Here is a 7,689-nt window from a genome sequence, read left to right on the forward strand (position 1 = left end):
GCAGAATTGCGCATAGCCGCCTCCGGCCACCAGGGCGCAGACGCGGTCGTTCAGTTTGAAGCCGGCGGATTCCGGCTCGCCGCCGACGATGCGGCCGGCGATTTCCAGTCCGGGCAGATCGGATGCGCCGGCGGGTGGCGGATAACTGCCCTGGCGCTGGAAGACGTCGGGCCGGTTGACCCCGGCGGCCTCGACTTCGATCAGGACCTCGCCCGGACCTGGAACGGGGGTGGGGCGGTCCACCAGACGCAGGACCTCGGGGCCACCCGGTGCGGTGATTTCAATGGCTTGCATGGGATGCTCCTATAAATGCGCAACAGGCATTATGCGCTACACTTTCGGTCTTCGATGCGGAAGCGTGCCAGAGTGGTTGAATGGACCGGTCTTGAAAACCGGCGATGGGGTGACCCATCCGTGAGTTCGAATCTCACCGCTTCCGCCAGAATTGCGCCCGTCAGGTCTCGCCGCCATCGGGCCAAGGGGCCGACGGCATGGATCACTGCAGCAAAGGGCGCCGCGTGTTGAGGCCCGAAAATCGGGACTGGACGCATCGGGCGATCCGCATTCTCGAAGCCGATGGCCGACGTTCCGCCGATACGCATCTGGTGAAACCCGACTTTCCGGGGTTGCGCGGCATCGACATCTATTTCAAGGACGAAAGCACGCACCCGACCGGCAGCCTCAAGCATCGTCTGGCGCGTTCCTTGTTCCTGTACGGCATCTGCAATGGCCGTATCCGCGAAAACACCCTGCTGGTCGAGGCCTCGTCCGGTTCGACGGCAGTGTCCGAAGCCTATTTCGCGCGTTTGCTGGGACTGTCCTTCGTAGCCGTGATGACGCGTTCGACCAGCCAGCAGAAAATCGAGGCGATCGAACGGTTCGGCGGCCGCTGCCATTTCGTGGATCATGCGCGCGAGGTCTATGGCGCGGCCCAGACCATCGCCGACGAGGCAGGGGGCTATTACCTGGACCAGTTCACGCATGCCGAGCGTGCCACGGACTGGCGCGGCAACAACAACATCGCCGAGAGCATCTTTCGCCAGATGTCGGGCGAATTCCATGCCGTCCCCGAATGGGTGGTCATGAGTGCCGGTACGGGCGGCACTTCGGCCACCATCGGGCGCTTCATTCGCTACCGCAATCTGGATACCCGGCTTTGCGTGGTCGATGTCGAGGGCTCGGCGTTCTACGAGGCCTGGCAAAGCGGCGACCTGAACATCACGGCGGCGGGTTCCCGTATCGAAGGCATCGGCCGTCCGCGCGTCGAGCCTTCCTTCATCCCGACCGTCATCGACGAGATGATCCGCATCCCCGATGCGGCCTCGATCGCGGCGGCCCATGTGCTGTCCGAGCGCTTGTTCCGCCGCGTGGGTGGATCGACCGGGACGAATTTCATGGGCGTGCTGTGCATGGCTGCGCTCATGCGGCAGCAGGGGCGGGCCGGATCCCTGGTCACCCTGATCTGCGACAGTGGCGACCGGTACGCGACGAGCTACTACGACGAAGGCTGGTTGCGCGCGCAGAACCTGGACATTGGCGGGTGGCGCGCCCGGATCGAACGGTTCCTGGATACCGGAGAAGGTGCGCTGCTGTGAATCTGTGATGGCGGCGGCCGTGCGGGCTTGAGCATTCAGTACAATGCCCCATCCATCATGCCCAGGTGGTGAAATTGGTAGACACAAGGGACTTAAAATCCCTCGCCGCAAGGCGTGCCGGTTCGATTCCGGTCCTGGGCACCAACCGTTCCAACCGCATTGGGCCAAGATCCTCAAGCGGTAATTCTCAAAATTCCTGAAGCCATACGCCCGGCTCTACCCCATTAACGGGGGAGAGCCGGAGAGCCCCGAGGCTGCCCAGCGGTCTGGGCAGTATCAGCATCAGCGATCGCGCGATTTCCCGGGCAGCATCCGGGTCAGGGTGGCATCCCGGTCGATGAAATGGTGCCACAGCGCGCCGACCGTGTGCAGCACGACCAGGCCGATCAGGATCGGTCCGGCGAACCCAGCGTGTACCGTATGGATGGCCTTGGCCGCCGCCTTGTCCTCATCCAGCCAGACCGGGATCGTGAACAGGCCGAAGACATCGACGGCCTGCTGCGCGAATTGTGCCATCAGCAGGCCGCCGATCGGCAGGGCGAGCGCCAGGGCGACCATGGCCCATTGGACCGTCGCTGCCAGGGGACGCTGCCACGCTTGTCCGACGGGTTGCGGCCGGCCGGCATTCAGCCGCGCCAGAATCCAGGCGATCATCAGGGCCAGGGTCGCTACCCCGAAGCTCTTGTGAAAGAACATGAACTGCCCCTTGGCGGGGTCGCCGCGTTCGTAGCTGCCGGCAATGAGTACGCTGATCACCGCTGCGGCGATGATGATGAACAGCGTCCAATGCAGGAATTTGAGTGATGGATTCCAGGTAGTGGTGTCGGTTGACATGTGATCCCCTCATCGGTTGCGGGCATCCAGCCGGACGGATGCCGGAATGGTTTGGCTGACTATAACCTGAATTTCTTAGGGTTTTGCTTGCCCGTGTCCGGAAGCGCCGGCGTCCTGGCCTCAAACACGCTACAATTCAGGGTTACTCTTTGTTGGGGCGGCTGCGCTTTTCCGATCGGAAAGCATGCTTTTCGCCACCATCCCGGTTTGACTGGAACGACGATACCAATGAGCCACACTCGCACGCGCCTTGTCATGGGCAATTGGAAGATGCACGGCAGCCTCGCAGCCAACGCGACACTGCTCGGCGGCCTTGTGGCCGGCGCGGCGCGGGCCGGAGACGCCCAGCTGGCCGTGTGCGTGCCGTTTCCCTACCTGGCGCAGGCGCAGGCTGCGCTGGCGGGGACGGCGGTATCCTGGGGCGCCCAGGACGTCAGCGTCCATGCCCAGGGGGCCTACACCGGGGAAGTCGCGCCGGCCATGCTGGCCGATTTCGGATGCGCCTGGGTCCTGTGCGGCCATTCCGAGCGCCGCGCCATGCATGGCGAATCCAGTGCCGTGGTGGCTGCCAAGGCGGCTTCTGCGCTGGCGGCGGGCCTGACCCCGGTCGTCTGCGTCGGCGAGACCCTGGCCGACCGGGATGCCGGTCAGGTCGAATGCGTCATCGGCGACCAGCTCGACCCGGTTCTGGCGTTGGGGGCCGAAGCCCTGGCACGCATGGTCATTGCCTATGAGCCTGTCTGGGCCATCGGCACCGGGCGCACCGCCACGCCGGAACAGGCCCAGGCCGTGCATGCCTTCATCCGCGTGGCCCTGGCGCAGCATGGCGCAGAGCAGACCCGCATCCTCTATGGCGGCAGCGTCAAGGCCGCGAATGCGGCATCGCTGTTCGCTCAACCCGACATCGACGGTGCCCTGGTGGGCGGCGCGTCACTCATCGCCGAAGAATTCCTCGACATCGCGGCTGCGGCCGCCTGATCCGAGCACATCACAAGGTCCGGAGTCCTATCATCATGCAATGGCTTTCCTCGATCCTGCTGACTCTGCAGGTCATTTCATCGCTTCTGGTCATCGTGCTGGTCCTGCTGCAGCAGGGCAAGGGCGCTGACATGGGCGCGGCATTCGGCAGTGGTTCGGCGGGCAGCGTGTTCGGCTCGGCCGGCGCGGCCAACTTCCTGTCGCGTGCCACCAAGTGGGCCGCTATCGTCTTCTTCGCCACCACGGCGGGCCTGGCCTGGGTTGCCCACCATCCCGCCGGCTCGCCCATCGAATCCGGCATCATGCAGGGCTTCACGGCACCGGCCAATGACGCCGCCCCGGCCGGTTCCGCCGTGCCTGACGTGAGCAGCGGCAATGCCGTCCCGTCCGTGCCAGCCGTTCCGTCCTCGACCACCGATTCGTCCGTGCCGGCTGTTGCGGCGCCTGCTGCCGGTGATGCTGCGGTGCCGTCCGTGCCGGCCCCGACCGAGAAAAAATAAGACCGTCCTTGCGGTCTTGGCAGGGGCCTTCACCTGTCAGGGCTGGTGCGATTTTTCATGCTAGAATGCCCGTCTTTGCCGCAAGGCAAAACGCCGTCGTGGTGGAATTGGTAGACACGCTATCTTGAGGGGGTAGTGGCGAAAGCTGTGCGAGTTCGAGTCTCGCCGACGGCACCACCGATAAAAAATCAGGGTGTTTCATAACCCGCCTGAAAATACATGAAACCCGCATGAACACTAGGTTCTTGCGGGTTTTTATTTGTGTGAGCGGTGTGACGGTTTGCTGATCCGGCGATCACGCTCCTCCATCACGCAGCTTTTTCAGTTCGGCCTCGGCGATGTCGATGCGCACCATGCCCAGTTCGACCAGGCGGCGAGCCACCTGGGCGATTTCGTCGCCTTGGGCGCCGGCCATCAGGGCGATGTTCTGGGAATGCAGCGACATGTGGCCTTTCTGGATGCCTTCGGTAGCCAGCGCCTTGAGTGCCGAAAAATTCTGCGCCAGGCCGACGGCGGCGATGACTCGGGACAGCTGTTCGGCCGATTGGATGTCCATGATCTGCAGGCAGGTCCGCGCCATGGGATGCAGCTTGGTCGCGCCGCCGATCAGGCCGACTGCCATGGGCATTTCCAGTGAACCGGCCAGGTCGCCTTCACGGGTCACTTCCCAGTGTGTGAGACTGCTGTACCAGCCTTTGCGCGCCGCATAGGCATGTGCGCCGGCCTCGATGGCGCGCGTGTCGTTGCCCGTGGCCATCACCACGGCGGTCACGCCGTTCATGATGCCTTTGTTGTGCGTGGCGGCACGGTAGGGATCCATCAGCGCGAATTCGGCGGCCTTGATCATGCCGTCGCGCACGGCGGCGCCGCCGATCGCGTCCAGCTTCCAGATGCACCGTGCCCGTGCCAGGCGGTGATCGGCCAGGTTGGACAGAATGCGCAGATAGACGCGCCCGCCAGTCCAGGATTCGATGTGGGGCGCCAGTTTTTCGGCCATGGTGTTCACGGCGTTGGCGCCCATGGCGTCGCGAGTATCCACGATCAGATGGCTGATCACCATCGGACCGCTGGGCGCGTCGATGATCCGGACTTCCAGGTCGCGGAAACCGCCGCCCAGCCGCACCAGCACCGGGTCGCAGTCATCGCAGATGGCGCGGATTTCCTCGGTGCGCTCCAGGATGGCGAGGCGAGCGTTATGGGGATCCGGGGCGTCCACCAACTGGACCTGGGCGATCATGCGAGTGCCCGACATCGAGGTCACGAATCCGCCCGAATCGTAGCATTGGCGCGCGGCATTGCAGACAGCGGCAACGACTGAGGATTCCTCGGTGGCCATCGGGACGAGATAGTCCTTGCCGTCGATCAGCAGGTTGGTCGCCATGCCGACCGGGATGTTCATGGTGCCCACGGCGTTTTCGATCAGCTGATCGACCCGTTCGGCCGGTAGATTGCCGGTATCCAGGAAAAGCGCTTTCAGATCGCTGTCCGCCAGGCCGGCAAAGGCCAGGGTCTGATCGATCCGCTCGGCGACGGAAAGCTTATGGAATCCAGAGATGCGAGAGGTTTTTGCAGTCACAGTGTTTGCCTTTCAGAAAGGAATTCAGCCGACGTAGCGGGGCAGCCACGTCACCAGGGCCGGAACGGCGGCGCAGATCATCAGGGCCAGGATCTGCAGGCCCATGAAGGGCACGACCCCGCGGTAGACCTCGGCCATGCCCATGCTCTTGGGCAGGGTGGCTTTCAGGTAGAACAGGGAATAGCCGAATGGCGGGCTGATGTATCCGACTTGGATCGAGATGGCGTAGAGCACGCCGAACCAGATTTCGTCGAAGCCGAATGCCTTCACGATGGGCAGGAAGACGGGGACGGTGAGCAGGATGATGCCGATCTCGTCCAGGCAGGTCCCCAGAAAGATCAGGATCAGCATCATGAGCGCCAGCACGACATAGGGCGACACATCCATGTCGCGAATGAGTCCGATCAGGGTGTCGGCCCCCCCCAGTCCAGTGAAGATCGCCACGTAGGCTTTGGCGCCGATGGTGATCCAGAGGATCATCGAGGTGACCTTCAGCGTCTGGATGCCGGCTTCGGCCAGCCCCTGGAAGGTGAATTTCCGGCGCGCCAGACTGGCCAGGATGGCGCCGACGACGCCGACGGCGGCGGCCTCGGTCGGGGTGGCGATGCCCAGGAAAATCGAGCCGAGCACCATGACGATGAGCAGGGTGGGGATGACGATGGCCTGCAGGCTGAGCAGCTTGAGGCGCATCGGCACGGGCCTGATTTCATCAGCGGGCACTTTGCCTGCCTGGAAGTAGGACACGTACAGGATGTACAGGATGTAGAGCAGGGCCAGCAGCAACCCGGGCACAATACCTGCGATGAGCATTTTGCCGATGGACACCTGCGCCGTGACGGCATACACGATCGTCAATACTGAGGGCGGGATCAGCACGCCCAGTGTGCCGGCCGCGCAGATGGTGCCGGCCACCAGCGAGGGGTCGTACTTGCGGCGCAGCATTTCAGGCATGGCCAGCACCCCCATCGAGGTGACGGCCGCGCCGACCACGCCCGTCATGGCGGCCATGACGACGCAGATGATGACGGTGCCGATCGCCAGGCCGCCGCGCAGCCGGCCGAACCACAGTCCCATGACCCGGTACAGGTCCTCGATGACGCCGGATCGCTGCAGAATGCCGGCCATGAGGATGTACAGCGGTACCGCCAGTAGCGGCTCGGAGCGCATGGTGTCGAACACCTGCAGCACCAGGATGACCACGGATTGCGGGTTCCAGAGCGTGACCGTCAGCAGCAGCGACAGGCCGCCCAGTACGAAGGCGATCGGCAGGCCAGTGACCATCAGCAGGGTCAGGCCGCCGAACATCAGGACGAGGATCAGGTTCGGGCTCATGCGATTTCTTCCCGCGCGTCACCCAGGCAGATCAGGCCCAGTTCGGCCAGGCTTTGCAGGGCCAGCAGCAGCATGGACAGAGGGACGGCAAGCTTGTAGGGCCAGAGAGGTGGATTCCAGGCGGAAAACGTGGTTTCACGGTATTCGATCGACTGCAGGACCAGCGGGGTGGCGTAATACAGCATGACGGCGCAGAAGAACAGGATGACGATCTGGCTGAAGACGTCGGCAACGGTGCGGATCCGCTGCGACATGCGAGTGCGGAACAGATCCATGTTCACGTGACCGCCCAGGTGCAGCAGGTAGGGGCCGCCCAGCAGAAAGTACGGTCCGAACAGCAGCACGGCCAGTTCCATGCCCCAGACGGTGGGGGCGTGAAACAGGTAGCGGCTGAGGACCTCGACCATCATGGCGGGCACGATGATGGCCATCAGTGCGGCGGACAGCATGAACAGGCCCCTGTTCAGGGCGGTCACGGTGCGCGCATAGAAGCGGATGACACTTGGCATGGTCGGTATCCGGAGAAAGGCCGATCGGGCCGACATGGCACAGCAGGCACCATGTCGGCAGGGCGGGGAAGACCGACGAGGATCAGGCGATCAGACCCAGTTTTTCCATGAAGGCGATCTGGCTGTCCAGGATCTGGGTGGCCAGAGCGTCGTCCTTGGTGGCCTTGCGCCAGACCTCGACGACTTTTTTCCGTGCCTGAGCGACATCGGCTGGGTCCAGTGAGCTGACCTCGACCCCCTGGGCCTTGAAGGCATCGATGGCCTTGCCGTCGGCGACCAGGATGTGCTGGCGCAGACTGCTGGAGACTTCGCGTGCGGCCACGGCCAGCGCGGCCTTGTAGGCATCGGGCAAGGCTTGGTAGGCG

The 7,689-nt window shown here is 63.8% G+C and carries 8 protein-coding genes, 3 tRNA genes and 1 pseudogene; 6 read left to right on the forward strand and 6 right to left on the reverse strand.

Features of this window, described 5'->3' with window-relative positions; all coding sequences use genetic code 11:
- On the reverse strand, window positions 1–294 hold a 294-nt coding region (locus tag RBR29_RS09280; protein WP_320348778.1), incomplete at its 3' end, for an alcohol dehydrogenase catalytic domain-containing protein.
- Between the two features lie 58 nt (window positions 295–352).
- On the opposite strand from RBR29_RS09280, the gene RBR29_RS09285 reads away from it, so the two are divergent.
- The 3 genes from RBR29_RS09285 (at window position 353) to RBR29_RS09295 (ending at window position 1,739) form a co-directional block, all read left to right on the forward strand.
- Window positions 353–442 (forward strand) — tRNA-Ser (locus RBR29_RS09285).
- A gap of 76 nt (window positions 443–518) precedes the next feature.
- Window positions 519–1,595, forward strand: a complete 1,077-nt coding sequence (locus tag RBR29_RS09290; protein ID WP_320348779.1) for a PLP-dependent cysteine synthase family protein — start codon at window positions 519–521, stop codon at window positions 1,593–1,595.
- A gap of 59 nt (window positions 1,596–1,654) precedes the next feature.
- Window positions 1,655–1,739: transfer RNA gene (locus RBR29_RS09295), tRNA-Leu, on the forward strand.
- Between the two features lie 138 nt (window positions 1,740–1,877).
- On the opposite strand, the gene RBR29_RS09300 is transcribed toward RBR29_RS09295, so the two are convergent.
- A complete protein-coding gene (locus RBR29_RS09300; protein ID WP_320348780.1) occupies window positions 1,878–2,429 on the reverse strand; it encodes a cytochrome b in 552 nt (183 codons plus the stop codon).
- A gap of 228 nt (window positions 2,430–2,657) precedes the next feature.
- Between RBR29_RS09300 and tpiA the strand changes: the two genes are divergently transcribed.
- From tpiA to RBR29_RS09315, 3 genes are all read left to right on the forward strand, one after another.
- Window positions 2,658–3,407 (forward strand): triose-phosphate isomerase, encoded by a 750-nt coding sequence (gene tpiA / locus RBR29_RS09305; protein ID WP_320348781.1) that lies wholly within the window; start codon window positions 2,658–2,660, stop codon window positions 3,405–3,407.
- Window positions 3,408–3,442: 35 nt separating this feature from the next.
- Entirely contained in the window at window positions 3,443–3,907 is a 465-nt protein-coding gene (gene secG, locus RBR29_RS09310) for a preprotein translocase subunit SecG (RefSeq protein WP_320348782.1), read from the forward strand.
- Between the two features lie 92 nt (window positions 3,908–3,999).
- Window positions 4,000–4,084: transfer RNA gene (locus RBR29_RS09315), tRNA-Leu, on the forward strand.
- Window positions 4,085–4,202: 118 nt separating this feature from the next.
- Here the strand turns inward: RBR29_RS09315 and RBR29_RS09320 are convergent.
- The 4 genes and pseudogenes from RBR29_RS09320 to RBR29_RS09335 form a co-directional block, all read right to left on the reverse strand.
- Window positions 4,203–5,483 (reverse strand): hydroxymethylglutaryl-CoA reductase, degradative, encoded by a 1,281-nt coding sequence (locus tag RBR29_RS09320; protein ID WP_320348783.1) that lies wholly within the window; start codon window positions 5,481–5,483, stop codon window positions 4,203–4,205.
- A 24-nt stretch (window positions 5,484–5,507) separates the two neighbouring features.
- Window positions 5,508–6,815, reverse strand: coding sequence for a TRAP transporter large permease subunit (locus RBR29_RS09325; RefSeq protein ID WP_320348784.1), 1,308 nt, complete (start codon window positions 6,813–6,815; stop codon window positions 5,508–5,510).
- Window positions 6,812–7,324 carry a TRAP transporter small permease gene (locus RBR29_RS09330; RefSeq protein ID WP_320348785.1) on the reverse strand — a complete coding sequence of 171 codons (513 nt, stop codon included), beginning with the start codon at window positions 7,322–7,324 and terminating at the stop codon, window positions 6,812–6,814. The genes RBR29_RS09325 and RBR29_RS09330 overlap by 4 nt, the downstream gene beginning before the upstream one ends.
- 82 nt (window positions 7,325–7,406) lie before the next feature.
- A pseudogene (locus RBR29_RS09335) lies at window positions 7,407–7,689 on the reverse strand (C4-dicarboxylate ABC transporter substrate-binding protein); the annotation flags it as partial.

The sequence above is a fragment of the Castellaniella sp. genome, assembly GCF_034007085.1.
Taxonomy (GTDB): domain Bacteria; phylum Pseudomonadota; class Gammaproteobacteria; order Burkholderiales; family Burkholderiaceae_B; genus Castellaniella.